General features: G+C 69.6%; 19 protein-coding genes and 1 tRNA gene. 7 read left to right on the top strand and 13 right to left on the bottom strand.

From position 1 onward, the window contains the following. Nucleotides 1–9: 9 nt before the first annotated feature. The gene (locus ACWFRJ_RS21260; RefSeq protein ID WP_453532903.1) at nt 10–1,521 is read right to left on the bottom strand and encodes an MFS transporter; all 1,512 of its coding nucleotides are present in this window, start codon (nt 1,519–1,521) and stop codon (nt 10–12) included. Between the two features lie 172 nt (nt 1,522–1,693). Next, nucleotides 1,694–2,350, bottom strand: coding sequence for a TetR/AcrR family transcriptional regulator (locus ACWFRJ_RS21255; protein WP_453532900.1), 657 nt, complete (start codon nt 2,348–2,350; stop codon nt 1,694–1,696). A 285-nt stretch (nt 2,351–2,635) separates the two neighbouring features. On the opposite strand from ACWFRJ_RS21255, the gene ACWFRJ_RS21250 reads away from it, so the two are divergent. Further along, entirely contained in the window at nt 2,636–3,919 is a 1,284-nt protein-coding gene (locus ACWFRJ_RS21250; RefSeq protein ID WP_453532897.1) for a M6 family metalloprotease domain-containing protein, read from the top strand. A 27-nt stretch (nt 3,920–3,946) separates the two neighbouring features. Here ACWFRJ_RS21250 and rho read toward each other — a convergent pair whose 3' ends face one another. After that, entirely contained in the window at nt 3,947–5,179 is a 1,233-nt protein-coding gene (gene rho / locus ACWFRJ_RS21245) for a transcription termination factor Rho (RefSeq protein ID WP_453532894.1), read from the bottom strand. Nucleotides 5,180–5,530: 351 nt separating this feature from the next. On the opposite strand from rho, the gene ACWFRJ_RS21240 reads away from it, so the two are divergent. The 6 genes from ACWFRJ_RS21240 to ACWFRJ_RS21215 all read left to right on the top strand — a co-directional run bounded on the left by ACWFRJ_RS21240 (nt 5,531) and on the right by ACWFRJ_RS21215 (nt 14,233). Continuing rightward, a complete protein-coding gene (locus ACWFRJ_RS21240; RefSeq protein ID WP_453532891.1) occupies nt 5,531–6,358 on the top strand; it encodes a 3-hydroxybutyrate dehydrogenase in 828 nt (275 codons plus the stop codon). A gap of 65 nt (nt 6,359–6,423) precedes the next feature. Beyond that, a complete protein-coding gene (locus ACWFRJ_RS21235) occupies nt 6,424–7,836 on the top strand; it encodes an MFS transporter (RefSeq protein ID WP_453532888.1) in 1,413 nt (470 codons plus the stop codon). A gap of 80 nt (nt 7,837–7,916) precedes the next feature. Further along, the gene (locus ACWFRJ_RS21230; RefSeq protein WP_453532885.1) at nt 7,917–9,896 is read left to right on the top strand and encodes a helix-turn-helix domain-containing protein; all 1,980 of its coding nucleotides are present in this window, start codon (nt 7,917–7,919) and stop codon (nt 9,894–9,896) included. Nucleotides 9,897–10,017: 121 nt separating this feature from the next. Beyond that, nucleotides 10,018–12,087, top strand: coding sequence for a pectinesterase family protein (locus ACWFRJ_RS21225; protein ID WP_453532882.1), 2,070 nt, complete (start codon nt 10,018–10,020; stop codon nt 12,085–12,087). A 432-nt stretch (nt 12,088–12,519) separates the two neighbouring features. Next, nucleotides 12,520–14,076 (top strand): MFS transporter, encoded by a 1,557-nt coding sequence (locus ACWFRJ_RS21220; RefSeq protein WP_453532879.1) that lies wholly within the window; start codon nt 12,520–12,522, stop codon nt 14,074–14,076. 84 nt (nt 14,077–14,160) lie between these two features. Next, nucleotides 14,161–14,233: transfer RNA gene (locus ACWFRJ_RS21215), tRNA-Arg, on the top strand. Between the two features lie 71 nt (nt 14,234–14,304). Here ACWFRJ_RS21215 and ACWFRJ_RS21210 read toward each other — a convergent pair. The 10 genes from ACWFRJ_RS21210 to ACWFRJ_RS21165 all read right to left on the bottom strand — a co-directional run bounded on the left by ACWFRJ_RS21210 (nt 14,305) and on the right by ACWFRJ_RS21165 (nt 20,365). Next, entirely contained in the window at nt 14,305–15,459 is a 1,155-nt protein-coding gene (locus ACWFRJ_RS21210; protein WP_453532877.1) for a tyrosine-type recombinase/integrase, read from the bottom strand. Continuing rightward, nucleotides 15,459–15,668: an excisionase family DNA-binding protein gene (locus tag ACWFRJ_RS21205; RefSeq protein ID WP_453532874.1), complete on the bottom strand. Its 210-nt coding sequence runs from the start codon at nt 15,666–15,668 to the stop codon at nt 15,459–15,461. Before ACWFRJ_RS21205 ends, ACWFRJ_RS21210 begins: the two co-directional genes overlap by 1 nt. A 2-nt stretch (nt 15,669–15,670) precedes the next feature. Beyond that, nucleotides 15,671–17,044, bottom strand: coding sequence for a replication initiator protein RepSA (gene repSA / locus ACWFRJ_RS21200; RefSeq protein ID WP_453532871.1), 1,374 nt, complete (start codon nt 17,042–17,044; stop codon nt 15,671–15,673). After that, nucleotides 17,037–17,222 carry a hypothetical protein gene (locus ACWFRJ_RS21195; protein WP_453532868.1) on the bottom strand — a complete coding sequence of 62 codons (186 nt, stop codon included), beginning with the start codon at nt 17,220–17,222 and terminating at the stop codon, nt 17,037–17,039. Before ACWFRJ_RS21195 ends, repSA begins: the two co-directional genes overlap by 8 nt. Before the next feature lie 89 nt (nt 17,223–17,311). Further along, nucleotides 17,312–17,629 carry a SpdD-like protein gene (locus ACWFRJ_RS21190; protein ID WP_453532865.1) on the bottom strand — a complete coding sequence of 106 codons (318 nt, stop codon included), beginning with the start codon at nt 17,627–17,629 and terminating at the stop codon, nt 17,312–17,314. Nucleotides 17,630–17,652: 23 nt separating this feature from the next. Next, the gene (locus tag ACWFRJ_RS21185; protein WP_453532862.1) at nt 17,653–17,808 is read right to left on the bottom strand and encodes a hypothetical protein; all 156 of its coding nucleotides are present in this window, start codon (nt 17,806–17,808) and stop codon (nt 17,653–17,655) included. A gap of 11 nt (nt 17,809–17,819) precedes the next feature. Next, entirely contained in the window at nt 17,820–18,011 is a 192-nt protein-coding gene (locus ACWFRJ_RS21180; protein WP_453532859.1) for a mobile element transfer protein, read from the bottom strand. 31 nt (nt 18,012–18,042) lie between these two features. Continuing rightward, nucleotides 18,043–18,723, bottom strand: coding sequence for a DUF2637 domain-containing protein (locus tag ACWFRJ_RS21175; RefSeq protein WP_453532856.1), 681 nt, complete (start codon nt 18,721–18,723; stop codon nt 18,043–18,045). Next, entirely contained in the window at nt 18,723–18,926 is a 204-nt protein-coding gene (locus ACWFRJ_RS21170; protein ID WP_453532853.1) for a hypothetical protein, read from the bottom strand. Before ACWFRJ_RS21170 ends, ACWFRJ_RS21175 begins: the two co-directional genes overlap by 1 nt. A gap of 80 nt (nt 18,927–19,006) precedes the next feature. Further along, nucleotides 19,007–20,365, bottom strand: a complete 1,359-nt coding sequence (locus tag ACWFRJ_RS21165; RefSeq protein ID WP_453532850.1) for an FtsK/SpoIIIE domain-containing protein — start codon at nt 20,363–20,365, stop codon at nt 19,007–19,009. Nucleotides 20,366–20,367: the final 2 nt, after the last annotated feature.

Here is a 20,367-nt window from a genome sequence, read left to right as displayed (position 1 = left end):
AAGCGGGGGTCAGTGCGCGACCACCGGGATCCGCACCTCGTCCTCCACCACACCGTCGGTGTCACCCGAGGCGGCGGGAGCGCCGCCCTGGGCACCGGTGTTGATGAGCGTGAAGGCGATCGCCGATGCGGCCACCAGGATGCCGACGGCCCACCAGATCGCGCTGGTGTAGCCCTCGACCATGGCCTCCGCCTGGAGCAGCTTCTGCGCCGCCGGAGTCCTCGCACCCGCCGCGTGCGAAGTGATGTACGCGGTGGTGGCGGAGGCGGCGATGGTGTTCAGGAGAGCGGTGCCGATGGCGCCGCCGACCTGCTGCGAGGTGTTGACCATCGCGGAGGCGACACCGGAGTCACGCGCCTCGACACCGTGCGTGGCGAGCGACATGGCGGGCATGAACGCCGTACCCATACCGAGGCCGAGCAGCAGCTGTCCGGGCAGGATCACAGCGGCGTACGAGGTGTTGACCTCAAGCTGCGTCAGGAACAGCATGCCGCCGGCGGCGAGCAGGAAGCCGGGACCCATGAGCAGCCGCGGCGGAACGCGGGTCATCAGGCGGGCGCCGATCTGCGTGGAGCCCGTGATCATGCCGACGATCATCGGCAGGAACGCGAAGCCGGTCTTGACCGGCGAGAAGCCCTGGACGATCTGCAGGTAGTACGTGAGGAACAGGAACAGGCCGAACATCGCGATGATCGCGAGGCCGAGCGACATGTAGACGCCGCCACGGTTGCGCTCGGTCAGGACGCGCAGCGGAAGCAGCGGCGACTTGACCTTGGACTCCGTGAGGACGAACGCGGCGAGCAGAGCGGCCGATGCGACGAACATGCCGATGGTCACGGAGTCCGACCAGCCCTCGGACTCGGCCCGCGTGAAGCCGTAGACCAGGGCGACGAGACCGAGGGTGGAAAGGACCACGCCCGGGATGTCGAGCGGCGAGCGGTTGCGGCCACCGGCCGGCTCACGGATGACGAAGTACGCGCCCAGTGCGGCGACGGCGGCGAAGGGGATGTTCACGAAGAACGTCCAGCGCCAGTTCAGGTACTCGGTGAGGAAGCCGCCGAGGATGAGGCCGACGGCGCCACCGCCACCGGCGATCGCACCGTAGATGCCGAACGCCTTGGCGCGCTCCTTGGCATCGGTGAACATCACGGCGAGCAGCGAGAGGGCGGCGGGCGCGAGCAGCGCGCCGAACACACCCTGAAGGGCGCGGGCGCCCAGCATCATGGCCTCGCCGGTCGCGGCGCCGCCGAGCGCGGAGGCAGCGGCGAAACCGATCAGGCCGGTAACGAAGGTGCGCTTGCGGCCCCAGAGGTCGGATATGCGACCACCGAAGAGCAGCAGACCACCGAAGGCCAGGGCGTAGGCCGTGATGACCCACTGGCGGTTGCCGTCCGAGATGCCCAGGTCCGTCTGGGCGGAGGGCAGCGCGATGTTCACGATGGTCGCGTCGAGCACGACCATCAGCTGCGCGAGCGCGATGAAGATCAGCGCTTTCCAGCGCCTCGGATCTGTTTCTGACATGGGAGTAGCCACCTAGCGGTACGAGTGGTGAACAAGTGACGGAAAAGCGACGCATGCCGCCCCCGGCGGCTTGCGTACTGCTAAGTCGAGCGTGAGAAGAAACGTGAGAAGAGAAGTCGAGCGAGAAGTCGAGCGAGAAGAGAAGCGAGGTCAGTCGGGACTCAGCCGGGACTCAGCGCTCGCGAAGGCCCTCCAAGGTCGCCGCCTCACCGGGCAGCTCGGAGCGGGCCGGCGCCATCAGGCCGTCGAGGAACAGCTGTAGGTGCCGGTGGACGAAGCGGTCCATGTTCGGGCACGCCGTGCCGGGCAGCGGCCTCGTGAGCTGGGAGAGAGCGACCATCAGGTCCCCGACGGCGATGTCGGTGCGCAGCTGCCCGGCCGCGCGCGCCCTGTGCATGAGCCCGCCGATAACGGCTTCGAGCCGCTCACGGGCGTCGACCAGATCCGGGTGATCAGGGTCGAAGGCCGCCTGGAGGATCGGGCACAGGGCACCGATGCGCTCGTCGGCGGAGGCATGTACGAACCGGCGCAGGGCGTCGAACGCGGCACTCGCGTCGGCGTCTGCCGCCGCGATCGCTTCCTCGGCGTGTGCCGAGACGCGGTCGGTGACGAGCAGGACGACCTGGTGGACCAGTTCGGAACGGTCGGAGAAGTGCCGGTAGACCGTGGCGTTGCCGACGCCCGCACGGCGCGCGACCTCGTCGAGCGGCACATCGGGGCCGAACTCGACGAACATCTCGCGTGCGGCGGCGACGATCCGCTCCCGGTTGCGCAGGGCGTCGGCCCGCGGGCGGGGCGTACGGCGCTGCTCAGCGGTCACGGTCTCCACGGCGGCTCTCCTCAAGCTTGTGGTCGGGACTCCGGACGGTGTCGGAGCCTCGGATGCGCGATGCGGGGAATCACTCCCCGTTTCGCTCGGACTCAGGTCTAAACGGGGAAAGACTCCCCGGATATTTCCCGCCGCCCGACTTTCTTCCCGTGACCCGCGTCACACCTCCGTACGCGAAATACCCACGATCGGTCGCACCCAGCGAGCGCCCGCGCACCCACCGGCACAGGGTGATCGAAAGGGTGCAGCCAGGACCGGCGGCTGCCGCGAGGGGAAGGCCCATGGATGCAGCAGCCGACCTGCAGGCAGATACGCGGAGCCCGACGTGGCGCGGCACTGGCCACCTGCGCCGTCCTCGCCCTCACGGTCACCACGTCGGCGAGCACCGGCCGCCTGATGGAGAAGTCCCCCACGGCAGCGGGCCCCGTGTCCCTGGCCCGCGCGACGACACTCAGCCCGTGCATGATCAGCGGCACGATGGGCGTCCAGATGTCGGAGGGCGTACCCACGTCTTCCGGCTACTCCCGCTCCACGGGCACCGTCCGGGCCCTGAACCTCATGGTCGACTTCTCCGACGCCCCCGGTGAGGGCAGCGCGCTCGACCGTCTCGCGGAGTTCTTCCCGCAGACGTCGGACTGGTTCCGCACCAGTTCCTACGGACGTCTCGACTACCGCCCCGAGTCGCCGATCTCCGACTGGCTGCGGATGCCCAAGAGCTTCAAGGAGTACGGGATAGAGCGCGGCGCACCCTTCGATCCGGGCTACCGCGAGCTGGTCCGGGACATCGTGGCCGCGGCGGACCCTGACGTGGACTTCCGCGAGTACGACCTGGTGAACATCCTCATCACGCCGAACGCGGGCCCTTCCGCGCTCGACACGGTCCTGTCGGTGACTTTCGCTGGCAACACCGAGGCGCCCGTCGCGGACGGCGTCCCGGTCTCCAACGCGTCCTTCGTCTACAGCCGCCAGGACGACGGCTCGGGGAACTACAGCGAGACGGGCTACCGCGTGCTCCCGCACGAGAACGGCCACGTCTTCGGCCTGCCCGACCTCTACACGCAGGAGGGCGGCGGCGCGGTCGGCCACTGGGACATCATGAGCGAGGACTGGGGCGCCAACAACGACCTGCTCGCCTGGCACAAGTGGAAGCTCGGCTGGCTCGACGACGACCAGATCAGCTGCGCGTCGAACGCGGGCACCACCGAGCACACGCTGAGCCCGCTCGCGACGAACGGCGGCACCAAGCTCGCCTTCGTGCCGCTGAGCACGACCAAGGGGTACGCCGTCGAGGTGCGCACCCGCGGCGGCAACGACGACGCGATCTGCAAGCCCGGCGTCCTGATCTACCGGGTGGACGCGGAGGTCGACACGGGCCGGGGTCCGATCAGCGTCTCCGACTCCACGAAGGACAGCGGCGGCTGCACGCGCCAGCCGAACGTCCACGCGGAACTCTCCGACGCTACCTACGAGCCCGGACAGACCTTCACGGACAAGAAGACGGGCGTACGCATCACGGTGTCGGACATCGACGCGGAGGGCCGGTACCGGGTGCACGTCACGCGCCCGTAAAAGCATCATCAGTCCGTAAAGGCATCCTCAGCCGCCGTTGACCTTGACCTTGACGGAGCCGGAGCCGGCGCCAGCGCCGGGCACTGTCTGCTGGACCTGCCGCAGGAAGGCGGCGTTGTCCGGGGTCTTGCGCAGGCGATCGAGGATCGCCTCCAGGTTGCTCTGCGCGTCCCTGCCGTGCAGGGCTCGCCGCAGCCCGCGTACGGCGGTCAACTCGTCGGAGGGCACCAGGAGTTCGTCGCGGCGCGTGCCGGACGGGGTGACGTCGACGGCGGGGAAGACGCGGCGCTCGGCCATGCCGCGGTCGAGGCGGAGCTCCATGTTGCCGGTGCCCTTGAGCTCTTCGAAGTAGTAGTCGTCGGCGCGCGATCCGGTCTCCACGAGCACGGTGGCGAGCATGGTCAGGGACCCGCCCTCCTCCGCGAGCCGCGCGGCACCGAAGAGGCGCTTGGGGCCCTGGATGGCGGCGGCGTCGACACCTCCGGAGAGGGTGCGGCCGCCACTGGAGGCCGCGTTGTTGTACGCGCGGCAGAGCCGGGTGAGGGAGTCGAAGAGCATGACGACGTCCTTGCCCTCCTCGGTGAGCCGCTTGGCGCGCTCGACGGCGAGTTCGGCGAGGGCGATGTGCTGCTTGGCGGGCTTGTCGAAGGTCGAGGCGAGGACTTCGCCGCGCACGGAACGCTTCATGTCCGTGACTTCTTCGGGCCGTTCGTCGAGCAGCACCACCATGAGGTGCGCCTCGGGGTGGTTCGCGCTGACGGCGGCGGCGATCTGCTGGAGCAGTACGGTCTTGCCGGTGCGCGGCGGCGCGACGATGAGGCCGCGCTGACCCTTGCCGACGGGCGCGACGAGATCGATGAGCCGGGTCGCGACGCTGCCGCCGCCGACGCCAGGCGTTTCGAGCCTCAGCCGCTCACGGGGGTGCAGCGGGGTCAGGTCACCGAACCGTGCGCGCCTGCTCAGGGCTTCGGCGGAGTGTCCGTTGACCCGGTCGACACCGGTGAGGGTGCGGGCCTTGCCGCAGGCGCCCTCGACCAGGTCGCCCGCACGCAGGCCGAGTCGGCGGATGAGCGCGGAGGGGACGGTCACGTCGTTCGGGGTGGGGAGGCAATCGCCGGTACGGAGATGGCCGTTGGCGTTGTGACTCACGTCGAGGATGCCGGAGACGGCTACGACGGGGGTCGCAACAGCAGAAGTAGAAGTGCTGGTGCGGGTGTTGTTGTTGGTGGTCTTGTTCTGGGTGAGGGTTGCGGTACTCATGATGGGGTCCTTTCGCGGACATGCGAATGAGGGGCCCGGCGGAACGGTGTGTTCACGTCCCGTACGACGGGCGGAGAAACGAACTGCAGCAAGAGCTTCGAGAAATACGGAAGCCGCTTCGGAACTGCGGGGGCCTCGAAGAGGCGGAAGAAAAGAAGATCGGCACCGGCGCCGCAGAAGGCGGCGTACACACGTGCTGTTTGCAAGGTAGCACAGGTCTTGAGCCGTCGAGCGTGACCTGGGTCACCCTGACCGCACCCGGACCGCCGCACCCATCCACACACCCAGCTCCTCCGTTATGTGGGTCCCACACATGGGATCCCCGCCCGGCGTGCCCTTACGTTTCCGGCCATGACGAGCCCCACTCCCGGCCCCGCTCCCGGCCCCACTCCCCGCGGTGACGCCCCCGCAGGACCCGCAGGACGACCCGCCGGACCCGACCTCACCGGGCGCACCGCCCTGGTCACCGGTGGCGCGAGCGGCATCGGCCGGGCCTGCGCCGTGGCGCTGGCCGACGCCGGTGCCTTCGTCCACGTCGTGGATCAGCACGCCGACGCGGCCAAGGACGTCGCGGGCGAGATCGACGGCGAGGCTCACGCCGTGGACCTCGCGGATCCGGCGGCGGTGCAGACCCTGCCCACCCGCGTCGACATCCTCGTCAACAGCGCGGGGCTCCAACACGTCGCCGCCATAGAGGAGTTCCCCCCGGAGAGGTTCGACCTGATCCAGAAGGTGATGGTCACCGCGCCGTTCCTCCTGCTGCGCCGGACGCTGCCCCACATGTACGCCCAGGGCTGGGGCCGCGTCGTGAACATCTCCAGCGTGCACGGCCTGCGCGCAAGCCCCTTCAAGTCCGCCTACGTCACCGCCAAGCACGCCCTGGAGGGCCTGAGCAAGGTCACCGCCCTGGAAGGCGCGACGCACGGCGTCACCAGCAACTGCCTCTGCCCCGGCTACACCCGTACGCCCCTGGTCGAGGACCAGATCAGCGCCCAGGCCGCCGCCCACGGAATCGCCCCCGAGCAGGTACTCACCGACGTGCTCCTGCGTCGTTCCGCGGCCAAGCGCCTCATCGAGCCCGAGGAGATCGCCGCCGCCGCGCTCTGGCTGTGCGGCCCGCACAGCGGCTTCGTGACCGGCGCGTCGCTGCCCCTGGACGGCGGCTGGACCGCCGGCTGACCCCACCCCGCTCCCCCGCCCCCACCCAGCCGCACCTCCGTCCCCATCGAGAAACGGATCACGCCATGGCAGCCGCAACGCCGCGCGCCCAGGGCAAGACCCCGGGCAGGACCCCGGGCAAGCCAGGTATCGCCCGCATCATCAGCGCCAGCCTCATCGGCACCACCATCGAGTGGTACGACTTCTTCCTCTACGGGTCCGCCGCCGCGCTCGTCTTCAACACCCTCTTCTTCCCCGACAGCGACCCCCTGGTCGGCACCCTCCTCTCCTTCCTCACCTACGCCGTCGGGTTCGCCGCCCGCCCCCTCGGCGGCGTCGTCTTCGGCCACTACGGAGACAAGATCGGCCGCAAGAAGCTGCTCGTGCTGAGCCTGATGATGATGGGCGGCGCCACCTTCGCGATGGGCCTGCTGCCCACCCACGCCACCCTCGGCGTCGGCGCCCCGATCCTGCTCACGGTGTTGCGCCTGATCCAGGGCTTCGCGCTCGGCGGCGAGTGGGGCGGCGCCGTCCTGATCGTCTCCGAGCACGGCGACGACAAGAACCGCGGCTTCTGGGCCTCCTGGCCGCAGGCCGGCGCCCCCGGCGGCAACCTCCTCGCCACCGGCGTCCTCGCGCTCCTGGCCGCGGTCCAGTCCGACGAGGCGTTCCTCGCCTGGGGCTGGCGCATCCCGTTCCTGCTGTCCGGGGTGCTCGTGATCATCGGCCTGTGGATACGGGTCTCGGTCTCGGAGTCGCCGCTGTTCCTGGAGGCACAGGCGAAGGCGGAGGCCGAGGCAGCCAAGGCCGGTGCGGCGGAGAAGCAGGACGCCCCGGTCGTCGAGGTCTTCCGGCACAACTGGCGCGGCGTCCTGACCGCCATCGGCACCCGGCTCGGCGAGAACGTCTCGTACTACATCCTCACGGCCTTCGTCCTCGTCTACGTCACCGTGCACCTGGAACTGCCCAAGAGCACCGCCCTGAACGCCGTGCTCATCGGCTCCGCCGTGCACTTCGTGACGATCCCCCTCTGGGGCGCCCTCTCGGACCGCATCGGCCGCAGGCCCGTCACTCTGATCGGGTCGGTCGGCATGGCGGCGTGGGCGTTCGCGTTCTTCGCGCTCGTGGACAGCAAGTCCTTCACGGTGATCACCCTCGCGGTCACGGTCGGGCTGCTCTTCCACGGTGCGATGTACGGGCCGCAGGCCGCCTTCATCTCCGAGATGTTCGACACGAAGGTCCGCTACTCAGGTGCCTCGATGGGCTCACAGCTCGCGTCCATCATCGGCGGCGCGCTCGCGCCGATCATCGCGGTCGAGCTGCTCAAGGACTTCGGGTCCGCGACGCCGGTGGCTCTGTACGTCTGCGTGACGGTGATCATCACGACGCTCACCGTGCTCGTGGCGAAGGAGACCCGGGGCCGCTCGCTCGCGCAGGAGCGGCATTCCGCGCCCGAGGATTCCCCGACGGCCACAGCCTCAGCGACAATCTCCACCTGAACCCGAGCCCCGAACCTGAAGCGCACCCTCAGCACGCGCATCACCAGCACGCGCACCCCGCTCCCGGAGGCGACCGTCGTATGTCCAGCTCCCCCGACGCCGCCCACCGGGAGCAGGCGTGTACGGCTACCGCTACCGCTTCCGCCCTGCGCGAGCTGCTCGACCTGCTCGCCGATGACGCGCCCGCCGAGCAGTTCGCCCGTCCTGCCGCGGCGGCCCGCGCCGCAGGAGCGGGCGGCGCCGAGCTCACGGCGATCGACGAGGCCACGCAGACCGCCCTGCGCGTGCGCCGCACCCTGAATCAGCACCAGCGCAGGGAGGCCGAGCTCACCGCGCTCTTCGACACGGCGGGCGACCTCGCGGCGCTGCGCGACCTGGACGCCGTCCTGCGCGCCATCGTGCACCGGGCGAAGCTGCTCCTTCGTACGGACGTCGCGTATCTCTCGCTCAACGACCCGGCGGCGGGCGACACTTACATGCGCGTGACGGACGGCTCGGTCTCCGCCGCGTTCCAGAATCTGCGCCTTGGCATGGGCGAGGGACTCGGCGGCCTCGTCGCCCAGACGGCCCGTCCGTACGCCACCGGGGACTACGAGGTCGATCCCCGTTTCCAGCACACCACCCCCATCGACAGCGCCGTACTCGAGGAAGGCCTGCACGCCATCCTCGGCGTACCACTGCGCCAGGGCACCCACGTCATCGGTGTCCTGTACGCCGCCGACCGCACCGCCCGTGCCTTCGCCCCGGACGAGGGCGCACTACTCTCCTCGCTCGCCGACCACGCGGCGATCGCCATCGACAGCGCACGCCGCATGGAGGAGACGAGGGCCGCGCTCGTCGACCTGAACGCGGCGTCGCAGACCATCCGCGCGCACAGCGAGGCCATGCTCAGGGCCGAGGACGCGCACGACCGCCTGACCGATCTCGTCCTGCGCGGCGGCGACTTCACCGAGGTCGCCACCGCGATCGGCGCGCTCCTGCACGGCGGCACCCTCATCCACGACGCGGACGGCACGGAACTGGCCCGCGTGGACGCCGGCCCGGCCGACCCGCTCGCCCGAGTCGACGCCGCCCCCCGTACGCCCCCGGCCAAGGCCGTCGCCGCCTCGCGCGCCAGTGGGCGTGCCGTCCCTCTCGACGGCACCTGGGTGTGCGCGGTCCTCGCGGGCCCGGAGCTCCTGGGCAGCATCGCCCTCACCGACCGGGCCGACCTGGGCGAGGCCGACCGCCGCCTCTTCGAACGCGCCGGGGTCGTCACGGCGCTGCTCCTGCTCCTTCGCCGCTCGGCGGCCGAGGCGGAGGACCGCGTACGGGGCGAGCTCCTCGGCGATCTGCTCTCCCTCTCCGGCACCCCGGGCCGCCTGACCGCGCGGGCCCGCCGTCTGGACGTCGATCTGGCGCTCCCCCACGCGGTGTTCGTCACGCACAGCGAGGCGGCGTCCCGCCAGCTCCTGCTCTCGTCCGCGGCCCGAGCGGCCCGCGCCCACCACGGCCTGTCCGGCCTGCACCACGACCACGTGGTCCTGGTGATCCCGGCCGACGGCACCGGCGCCAGGGCCCGCGCCCTCGCCGCCGAACTCACCCAGGCCGCGGGAGCCCCGGTCACGGTCGGCGCGGCGGGCCCCGCGACCGGCCCCGAGGCCCTCTCCCAGGCCCACGCCGAGGCCCTGCGCTGTCTCTCCGCCCTGCGCGCGCTCGGCCACACGGGCCAGGGCGCGGACCTGCCCGACCTCGGCTTCCTCGGCGTACTGCTCGGCGACGACACGAACGACACGAATCTCGACTCGTACGTACGCCGCACGCTGGGCCCGGTCCTTGACTACGACACCAAGCGCGGCACCGAACTCGTCCACACCCTGCGGGCCTACTTCGCCTGCGGGACGAGCCAGTCCAAGGCGAAGGAATCGCTCCACGTCCATGTGAACACCGTGGTCCAACGCCTGGACAGGATCGGCCACTTGCTGGGCGCCGACTGGCAGTCCCCGGAGCGTTCCCTGGAGATCCAGCTGGCTCTGCGCCTGCACGCCTACACCTGGGACGCCGGTACCGCGTCACCCTGATCCGCCACGGCTTCCTCTCCTGACCGACCCGGCAACCATTCCTCGCCCTGGTGACGACTGCCCTGCGCAACAAAGGCGCAGACGCACACGCATACCGACTATCGCCAGGGCGGATGAGGCAATGAGAGCGATCAACGATGAGCGCGGGGCGCGGCACCGCAGGCGGCGGCTGAGCCTGACGGTCGGGATCCCGGTGGCCGTGGCAGCCGCGGCGGGACTCACGTACGGCACGGCTTTCGGAGTCTTCGGCGAGGACGCACAGCCACGGGCCTCGGCGGCTTCCGCGGCTTCCGCGGCAGCAACCCGGGCGGCCGACATCGCCGACGGCTTCGCATCGGTCGACGCCCTGGGTCAGAACGGGACGTACGGCGGACGCGACGGAAAGACAGTCACCGTCAGAACACTCGCGGACCTGGAGAAATACGCGACGGCTTCCGACCCCTACGTCATCGTCGTGGCCGCGACGATCACGATGGACCCCAAGGGCAAGGAGATCAAGGTCGCGTCGGACAAGACGATCGTGGGCTCAGGCACCTCGGGCCAGATCGTCGGGGGCGGCTTCTTCCTGGGCCAGGGCGTGCACAACGTAATCATCCGGAACCTCACGATCCGGGACTCGTACGCGGGCACGTGGAACGACAAGGAGCACGACTTCGACGCCGTACAGATGGACGGCGCGCACCACGTGTGGATCGACCACAACGACCTGCGGCACATGGCGGACGGCCTGATAGACAGCCGAAAGGACACCACCTATCTGACGGTGTCCTGGAACAGGCTGAGCGACAACAACAAGACGTTCGGCATCGGCTGGACCGAGAACACCACGGCCGACATCACGATCCACCACAACTGGTTCCGCGAGACGGAGCAGCGCAACCCGTCCACGGACAACGTGGCCCACGCGCACCTCTACAACAACTACCTCCAGGACGTGGCAGGAACGGACATCACGTCCTCGTACGGAAATTACTCGCGCGGCAACACGAAGATGGTCCTGGAGAACAGTTACTTCGAGGGCATCAAGAACCCGGTCACCAAGGACAGTTCGGCCTCGATCGTGCAGCGCGGGAATGTCTTCGCCGGGACGAGCGGACGCAACGAGAGCGGCGGCACGGCGTTCGATCCGAAGGCGTTCTACGACTACACCCTGGACAAGGGATCGGAAGTCCCGTCAAAGGTGAAGGCGGGCGCGGGCCCGCGCGCGAGCACCTCCGCTGCCGCCTCCGCTGCTGCTGCCACGCTCACGGTGGCGAAGGACGGCAGCGGCCAGTACAAGACGGTGCAGGCGGCGGTCAATGCCGTACCCGCGAACAACTCCTCGCGGGTGGTCATCTCCATCGCGCCGGGAACGTACCGCGAGACGGTGAAGATCCCGGCCAACAAGCCGCACGTCACCCTCCAGGGCTCGGGGAGCAGCCGCAAGGACACGGTCATCGTGTACGACAACGCGGCGGGCACCCCCAAGCCGGACGGCTCCGGCACCTACGGCACCTCGGGCAGCGCGACCGTCGCCGCGGAGGCCGACGACTTCCAGGCGCGCAACCTGACCCTCTCCAACGACTTCGACGAGAAGGCGAACCAGAACCTCTCCGGTCACCAGGCGGTGGCCCTGCGCACGGCGGCCGACAATGCATTCCTGGACAGCGTGATCGTGGAGGGCGACCAGGACACGCTCCTCCTGGACACGGCGGCGAAGGACAAACTGGGCCGCGCCTACATCAAGAACTCCTACATCGTGGGCAACACGGACTTCGTCTTCGGCCGGGCGACGGCAGTGGTGGACCACTCGGTGATCACCCTCAAGAAGCGCTGGGACGGCACCTCGCAGGGCTACGTCACCGCGCCGAGCACCCCGGCCGACCGCAAGGGCTTCTTGATCACCAACACCACGGTGAGCGGCGACGTATCGGCACGCAGCTTCTACCTGGGCCGCAACTGGCACGCGGGCGGCGACGCGACGCTGGACCCGCAGACGACGGTGCGCGACTCGACCCTGAGCGCCGCCATCAAGGCGACCCCGTGGGTGGACATGGGCGGCTTCCCCTGGAAGGACGACCGTTTCGCGGAGTACAAGAACACGGGCGCGGGCTCGGGCTCGGCGAGCGCCGACCGCCCGCAATTGAGCGACGCGCAGGCGGCGGACCAGGAGATCGGCGACTGGCTGGGAAATTGGACTCCGAGTTCCTGAGAAGCGCAGTCCTGAGAAGCACAGTCCTGAGAAGCGCAGGGAATTCGAAAGCTAACGGGTTTGCATTCCTTGAAAGAGTGTGGGCACGGCGGAGGCGCACAGGGGGCGTCCGTGACCCCCGCGGTGTCCACACTCGTACCGAAAAAGCAAGCGGGAACGGGGAAGTTGCGACCGATCGCGTGCCCACAGAGACGGCCCCTTTGGCCAGCCGGGGAGACGCGACAATGACCACACAGAGAAATACATTCGGCGCACGCAGGTGGACGGAATTCGGCTGCTAGGGTTTGGCCTTCGTCACGAGCAGGGAGTTTCTCGCCGTATCGGCGCTCCGGCTCGTATTGCAAGCGGTCACATCACTTCACGCTCAGGGCCAAGGCCACAGCCATGGCCACAGCGGCCCACGCCTCCACACATCTCCGGAGCCCTACGCCCATGTCGGCAGACAGCGCCACGACGTCGCCTCTCCCACCACCACGGAACACCTCCGAAGCATCCCCCGGAACCTCTTCCAGAAGAGGTCCCAAGGGCCGCCACCTCGGCCTGGCCCTCTTCGTGATCGCCGCGGCCCAGCTGATGGTGGTCCTCGACGCGACGATCACGAACATCGCCCTGCCCAGCATCCAGACCGACTTGGGCGTCACCGACGCGAACCTGGCCTGGGTCGTCAATTCCTACGCCCTGGCCTTCGGCGGACTGCTCCTGCTCGGCGGCAGGGCGGGAGACCTGTTCGGCCGCCGCAGGATGTTCCAGTTGGGCATCGCCGTCTTCACCCTCGCCTCCCTCCTGGGCGGCCTGGCTCCCAACGAGGCCTTGCTGATCGGCGCGAGGGTCCTCCAGGGCGTGGGCGCGGCACTCGCAGCCCCCAGCGCACTGGCCTTGATCACCACAACGTTCCCGTCCGGCAAACCGCGCAACACGGCGATGGGCGTGTACGCGGCGATGGGCGGGGTCGGCGCGACGGTGGGCCTGCTGCTCGGCGGCGTACTCACCGACGTACTGGACTGGCGGTGGGTGTTCTTCGTGAACATCCCGATCGGCCTGGCCGTCCTCGCCGGAACCCGCACGCTGGTGGAGGCGGAGCGCCACCGGGGCCGCCTGGACGTCCCGGGCGCGATCACCGGGACCGGCGGCTTGATCGCGCTGGTGTACGGGATCACGAGGGGCGGAGAACACGGCTGGACGAACGCCGTGACGCTGACATCATTCGGCACGGCGGCGGTACTCCTGCTGACCTTCCTGCTCCTGCAGTCGCGCACGGCGCACCCGATGATGCCGCTGCGACTGTTCAAGGACCGCAGCAGGTGGGGCAGTTACGCGACGATGCTGTTCATCGGGGCGGGCATGTTCGCCACGTTCTACTTCCTGACGCTCTACATGCAGCTGATCCAGGGCTACAGCCCGGTGCGGACGGGCTTCGCATACCTCCCCTTCAGCTTCGGCATGGCAGCGGCGGCAGGCATCAGCTCCAAGCTGATCGCAAAAGTGGCCCCGCGCCTCCTGGCGGGCCCGGGCCTGCTGGTGGCAACGGCAGGAATGCTCTGGTTCGCAACACTCACCCCCGCTTCCTCCTACGCCACGCACCTGATGCCGGCGATGTTCGTCACGGGCCTGGGCCTGGGGATGAGCTTCGTCCCGATGACGCTGGGCGCGGTGAGCGGGGTGGCCCACGAGGACACGGGAATCGCCTCGGCGCTCCTGAACACGGCACAGCAGATCGGCGGCGCGCTGGGCCTCGCGGTCCTGTCGACGATCTCCACCTCGACGGCGAACGCAAAGCTCCCGGAGGCGGCATCGGCCCTGTACCGCGCCCTGTCCACGAAGGACTTCCCCCTGCTGTCCCGGGCGGGCGAGGCGGTGACGCACGGCTACACGATGGCGTTCATAGCGGCGGCGTGCATGTTCCTGGCGGGCTTGGCGGTAACGGCACTGGCGATCACCGCGGGCAAGCAGGAACACACGGAGTCGACACCCCCACCCCACATCGGCTGACGCCACCCCGGCCAGGCGGCACGGCCCCACCCCCATCCGCTACCCTGTCTGAAACCGCCATCCGTGGCGGCATCAGTCAGCCCCGCCTTCGTAGCTCAGGGGATAGAGCACCGCTCTCCTAAAGCGGGTGTCGCAGGTTCGAATCCTGCCGGGGGCACAGCGAAAAGGGCCAGCTCAAGGGATGTTTTCCCCGAGGCTGGCCCTTCTGCATGATCCGGTCCGTGCCACTTACGTGCCACTCTCCGGTGGATCATCGTCACTCTTGCTGGCATCCCGCCCCTTGCGGATCCTCTCGCCGAGGCGGTCGGCAATCTGGCGGTCCCTGCCATCGACCATGTGCTGGTAGATCAGCGCCGCCCGCGCGGTGCTGTGCCCCATCCTGGCCATCAGCTCACGGAGGCTCGCACCGTCGGCGGTGAGGGTGTTTCCCGTGTGCCGAAGATCGTGGAAGTGGACGTCAGCAGCGATGCCCGCTTTGGTCCGGGCCTTGACCCAGTCATCGCGGAAGTTGCTGCGCCTCAGCTTGCCGCCCTGAGGGCCGATGAAGACATGTCCGTCACGACCGGGCCCGGCGTACCGCTCAAGATGCCGCTTCACATCCGGCAGCAGCTCGACCGGGAAGGCCACCGGGCGAACTCCGGCGTCCGACTTAGGGGCCTTGTCGAAGAGCTTGCCGGTCTGCATCTCGGCTTGGGATCGATGCACCTTGACCGTGCCGTGTTCGGCGTCGACATCCCGCCTGCGCAGTGCTGCCAGTTCGCCGAAGCGCAGTGTGGTGAAGGCCCCGAACAGGACCAGAAGCCGATACCGGGGGTTGATCGCATCAGCAGCCGCGTAGACCTCAGCGACGCTCAGCACCGGACGTTCCGGCACGTCGTAACTGTCGGCACCTTTGATCCGGCACGGGTTCCGCTTGATCAGCTCATCATCAACGGCCGTGTTGAAGGCCGCTCGAAGGATTTGGTACGCCTTGACTACGGTCGGCTCTCCCACCTCCGCAGCGAGAAGGCTCGTACGCCAGGCCCGTACCTGCGCCGTGTTGACCGAGACGAGCGCCCGGTTCTCGAAGGTGGGCATGATGTGCAACCGGATCACCGATTCGTGCCGCTCCCGCGTACGGCCCGCAAGCTTCCGATCCCGGAACCAGTCGGTCATGAAATCGCCGAAAGGGACCTTGCCCCCGTCGGGATCAACCCACAGCCCACGCGAGATGTCCGCCTCGATCAGCGACAACGCAACCTCAGCGTCCTTCTTGGTCGCGAAGGTCTTATCGAGACTGCGAAGCTGGCCGGTCACGGGGTCCCGGTAACGAGCCTGCCAGCGGCCGGACTTGAGTTGGCGCACCGAACCGAAGCGGCGGCGGCTTCCTTTGCCGTTGGCCATTACGCAGCCCTCCTCAGCGATGCACGCCGGATCGCTACCGGCTCTACGGTGTTGGTCGCCACGAAGTCGGAGAGTGCGTCCTCAGGGATACGGACGTGTCGGCCGACCCTGACGAAGGTGATCCGCCGTTCCTCGATCAATCGACGGGGAAAGCGCACAGTGGTGCCGAGGAGTTCAGCGACCTGGTGCACGGTGAGCAACCGGTCCATGGTCACCACTCCCCCGATGTATCGACATCCGCGAGAGCGTCACGGGCGGTTTCACGGTTGATCTGGAGATCCCGGGCGATCGTTGCGGCGAGGGCGGACTCCCCCGGCGTGTGGCCGTGGCCCGCGTACTGCCAGTCGGAGAGCACGAGGACGGTGTCCGGCTCGCGGTCGTCCAGGCCGAGGGCGTCGCGTTCCTGTGCGGCGCGGAAGTCGGCGCGGGCCTGGCGGAGTTCGCCGAGGGTGGTGGAGTAGCGGCGGGACTTGGAGGAGAAGTGGCCCCGGAAGCCGAGCATGTGCGCCCAGGCCCAGAGGCGGCGGTCCGGGTAGAGCGGATCGAGCAGCTTGCAGGCTTCGATCAGGCGGCGGGCGTGGGCGGGGACCTGGTGGCGGTCGAGGTCGGCGAGTTCGGTGATCCGGCGGTCGAGGGTGCCGGTGTTCTCGGCGGCCTTGGTCGCGTACTTGGCGACGTACGACGCGACGGCCTGTTCGGTGATATCGGAGCCGTCACCGAAGGCCTTGACCGGGCGCACGTCGAGTTGGGTGCCCCAGCGGAACGTACGGGTGGGCTGGTCATCGGCGGCCGGGACAGAGACCGAGGTGTACGAGTGCGTGGCGGCGGCGTGGATGGCGTCGGCGAGAAGGTCGACGGTCGCCCAGGACGGGGGCGGAGTGTCGCAGCCGTCCGGGCCGTCGAGGCGGATGACCGCGTGGAAGTGCAGGGCGCCGCGCTTCTGGAACTCGGCGACCTTGCCGTACGAGAGGCGGGCGGACTCCTTCAGTTCGCGTTGGGTGAGTCCGGCGCGGGCGGCGAGCTCTCGGCGTAGGCGCGTCGTGAATCTCATCCACAGGTCACCCGCGTGGTTGTTGAAGAGGACGGCGGCGGCGTAGTCGTACGTGGTCGGGTCGAGGGCGGTGCCTAGTGCCGGGTCGTCGGTGGGGTGGTGGGTGCCGCAGCGGCAGGTACCTCGGTCGGGTCGGTTGTGGACCGGGCCGAAGGACGGGGCAGTGAGGGTGGTGAAGACGCGCGGGTGGTCGCGGACCGTGGACGGGATGTCGCGGCGGTCGTCTCCGGCCAGGCCCGCGCGGATCAGGTGGTAGGTGTCTCCGGCGTACGTCCAGGCGCAGGAGGGGCAGCGGGAGGCGCGGCGATTGCCGCAGGCGAGGCGGAGGCGTCCGCCGGGCTCGTTCTGGGTGGAGTAGTGGTGGAGGGTCTCGCCGGTCGTCTTGTCCTTGGTGAGGGACCAGCCGGTGAGGTGGATCGGGTCGGAGCAGCCGCCGGTGCGGCGTACCTGGTCCTGCCAGCGGTCGAAGTCGGAGGCCGAAGCCACCCTCAGCAGGTCGCCGAGGGTGGTCGGGTCGAGGAGCGTGTCAGACACGGGCGCCCTCCCGCGTGAGCGAGCGGCGGACCGTGGCGATGCCGTGGCCGTCCAGGCAGTGGGCGGTGATGATGCGCAGGTGGCCGTGCCGGTCGCGGCCTCCGAGGGTGACGGCGGCGGAGCCGAAGCCGTCGCAGGCCGGGCAGATGCTGGACGGCGGTCGGGTGCGTGCGGTCATGATGGTGCTTCCTTCCGGATTTCTGGTTCGGAGAGGGGCGCGGCTCCCGGGCGGCGGAGACTTGGCGGTTGAGGCCGCCCGGGGGCCGGTCAGCGCCGTTTCTGCTCGGCGGTGATGAGGGAGCGGATCACCAGGGCGCAGATGGCGAGCGAGGCGCCGGTGATGGCGACCGCGAGGAGCATGGAGACCAGGACGGCGCCGACGACCAGGACGACGGCGGTGCCGCTACCGACGAGGGCGACGACACTGCCGGGCGTGAGCTGGACAGCGGGTCGGGTGGGAGCAGCCGGGGCAGCGGGCATTGGCGCCGGGGCGTGGACCTGCTGAACATCGGCGGCCGGGACGATGGCGGGCGGGGTGACCATGCCGGTCGGAGCCGGGTTGGTCGGGACCTTGGGGCGGAACATGGTGGATCTCCCTTCGCGGGCTGCTACTTGACGGTGGAGTCGATGGCGGGGGCGAACAGGCTGTCTGCGAGGAGGTAGCCACAGAGCAGGAGCACGATCACCAGCCACCAGGGCGGGCGGATGAGCTTGAGGCCGAGGTAGCCGACGACGATCAGGGCGAGCCAGAGCGGGACATCCATGGCGGGGCTCCTCAGCGGGCCTTGCAGCGGTGGGTGCGGGCGGCGAGCTGGGCGGCCGACTGGCTGGAGTAGTCGGAGGACCAGCCGCAGCGGTCGGCGGTGCACACGGCGGCGTGCTTGGTGTGGCCGTGGTGATCGCGGTGGGTGCCGATCTGGACAGGGCCGATCTGCATCACGGAGTGAAAGCGATCGTGGGCGGGCATGGGTGGTTCTCCTCTCGGGTCAGGTTTTGGGTCAGGCGAGTTGGGCGGCGATGGCGGCGGCGAGCTGGGGCGGGACACCGAGGCGGGCCCGGAGGGTGTCGGTGTCGATGCGGGATCCGGTGCGGGCCTGGTGGTCGTCGGCGACCTTGCGGGCGTGGTCGACCAGGGCGGCCGGGACCGGGGGTGCGGTTTCGGTGGCGGGGAGGGCGGGCGCTACTTCAGCCGCGGGGACTTGGGCGGCTTCTGGCTCCGCGACGGCAGGGGGCTCGGGCGCGGATTCGGGTGCTGCGGGTGCCGGCCGATCCGGCTCCGGCGCGGTCTCGAGCTCGGGCTCGGGCTCGTGGGCGGTGTGGGCGGTGTGGGCGAGCAGCGTGCCGCCGAGGAAGGCGAGGGCGGGCCAACCGGCAACGCCGAACCGGAGCCAGCCCGGCGGGTGCTGTAGGTCGAGGAACCCGGCGGTGGCGACGTTGGCGCCGAGCGAGGCCACCAGCGCGATCAGGAACCAGCACCAGGCGAGCCGGGACGGGCCGTCGCTGCGGAGCCGCCGCCAGGCCGCGACCAGAAGCAGGTCGACGCTGATCGGGTAGGCCCACGCCTTCCAGCCGTCTTGCCCGGCAGCGGCGGCGAGGTCGTGCAGGTGGGCGAAGGAGAGGGCGCCAGCGATGAAGGCCTGCACGAGGACGGCGTCCAGGCGGATCGCGGGCCGGGCCATTACGAGCCCTCGCCCGGGTAGTCCGGACCGTCGGTCGGGTCGTAGTCGAGCGGCAGCGGCGGGAGAACACGACGAGGCAGAGAGGCAGCGACGGCCGAGCCCGTGACGGCTACGAACTCCTCGTCGGCGTCGGGCAGGTCGGCGTACAGGGCCAGGGCGCCGAGCAGCTGCACCGTGCGGTTGAAGTCCTCGTGGGCGTCCACTGGTTCACCTCCGGATTTGGGCATGGGCGGGGTAGGGACGTGGCGCGGATGCGGTCGCGCCGACCGTGGAGCGGGAGTGGTCAGGCCGTGGCGGGGGCGGCCTTGGAGAGCGGCGTGTGGGCCGAGGGCAGCGGGGCGACGACGGGCCGGAAGGGTGCCAGCTCGGGCAGGTCCGGGGTGCGGTCGGCGTGCCGGTTGCAGATGTTGACGGCTTCGCGCAGCGAGGTGTGCGGGGCGCGGATGCGGGCCCAGCCGCCGGTCGAGTCGCCGGTGACGGCGATGCCGGGTGTCTCGGTGGGGATCTGGATGGCGGCGAGTACGGCGTCCGGGGCGATGTCGCCGAAGGCCATGTTGGCGCTGGATTCGTCGTTGACGCGGTGGGCAGTACGGCCGGTGAGCTGGGCACGGAGCATCGTGATGCCCTTGCCGAGCTCGGAGCCGAAGCGCTGGCCACAGATCTCCAGGTAGATCCCGGCGGCTCGACCGAGCTGGGCGAGGCGGACCAGATCGGTGATGATCCGGTCGCGCCGCTTCTCCTCGTCCTTGCTTGCGTAGAGGGCGAGTTCGGCGACCTCATCGACCAGAACGACGACGGGTACGGGCCGCAGGTCCTCAGGCAGATCCCAGATGTCGGCGGCGATATCCGCATCGGGTACGCCGACGCTGATGCGCTGCTCGGCACGTATGAGCTCGTAGACGGTCTCCATGTGGGAGACGAGTGCGTCGAGGAGTTCGAGGGCGGTGTCGGGGTTGTCGGCGAGGGCGGAGAAGCGCCGGGCGAGCGGGAAAAGCTCGACGCCTTGCTTGCAGTCGATGCCGACGAGGGCGACGTCCTGAGCGGCGAGCCCGGCAACGAGGTTGCGCTGATAGACGGACTTGCCCGACTCGGTGGCGCCGAGCGTGAGCCCGTGCGGTACGGCCCGGTAGTCGCGGTAGTGCACGGCGCCGTCTTCGCGCAGGGCGACGGGGATGCGCATCGGGCGGCTGTCGGTCTTGGCGGGCATCTTCACCCGCTGGAGTACGTCGTAGCCGGTCATGCGCAACTCGACGACGCTGGAGCGCAGTTCGCGGGAGGTGACGCCGTACATCCCGAAGGAGTGGCGAAGCCGGTCGGTGGCGGCCGAGACGTCGAACGCGTCCTGCCCCGGGCGGAGCTTGAGGCGGAGGATCAGGCCGGTGCGGGTGGGCCGCAGCCGCAGGACGCGCGGAGCTCGCGACTCGGGCACCGGGCGGTTGGCCATCCGGGCGAGCGAGAGGCGCCAGCGCGAGGGCGGGACGGTGAGCCCGCAGGCCTCCATGACCGAGGCGTACCGGACCAGGACCCGCACCGCGGCGAACGTGACGCCGAAGCTCACCCAGTACCAGGCGGGGCGCCGCCACCGCAGGATCACTGCGGAGGCGACGACCAGCAGAAGCAGCGCGACCGTGAAGCCGGTCATGA

It is taken from the genome of Streptomyces sp. NPDC055239, assembly GCF_053606205.1.
The sequence above is the reverse complement of the archived record's forward strand: the minus strand, read 5'-3'. Positions and strand labels throughout refer to the sequence as shown.